This is a genomic window from Klebsiella sp. 141162 (genome assembly GCF_050600755.1).
GTDB classification, from domain to species: domain Bacteria; phylum Pseudomonadota; class Gammaproteobacteria; order Enterobacterales; family Enterobacteriaceae; genus Klebsiella; species Klebsiella aerogenes.
The window spans coordinates 1-430 of record NZ_JAQIRI010000031.1; the positions used below are offsets into that span (position 1 = coordinate 1).

1 rRNA gene is annotated in these 430 nt (G+C 51.6%); it reads right to left on the bottom strand.

What is annotated here, in order from left to right:
• Positions 1-25 precede the first annotated feature (25 nt).
• Positions 26-430, bottom strand: a 16S ribosomal RNA gene (locus PGR23_RS24430); the annotation flags it as partial.

A 430-nucleotide genomic window follows, 5' to 3' on the forward strand; every position in this document is an offset into this window, starting at 1 on the left:
CACTACAAAGGCAGGTTCTTTAAGGTAAGGAGGTGATCCAACCGCAGGTTCCCCTACGGTTACCTTGTTACGACTTCACCCCAGTCATGAATCACAAAGTGGTAAGCGCCCTCCCGAAGGTTAAGCTACCTACTTCTTTTGCAACCCACTCCCATGGTGTGACGGGCGGTGTGTACAAGGCCCGGGAACGTATTCACCGTAGCATTCTGATCTACGATTACTAGCGATTCCGACTTCATGGAGTCGAGTTGCAGACTCCAATCCGGACTACGACATACTTTATGAGGTCCGCTTGCTCTCGCGAGGTCGCTTCTCTTTGTATATGCCATTGTAGCACGTGTGTAGCCCTACTCGTAAGGGCCATGATGACTTGACGTCATCCCCACCTTCCTCCAGTTTATCACTGGCAGTCTCCTTTGAGTTCCCGGCC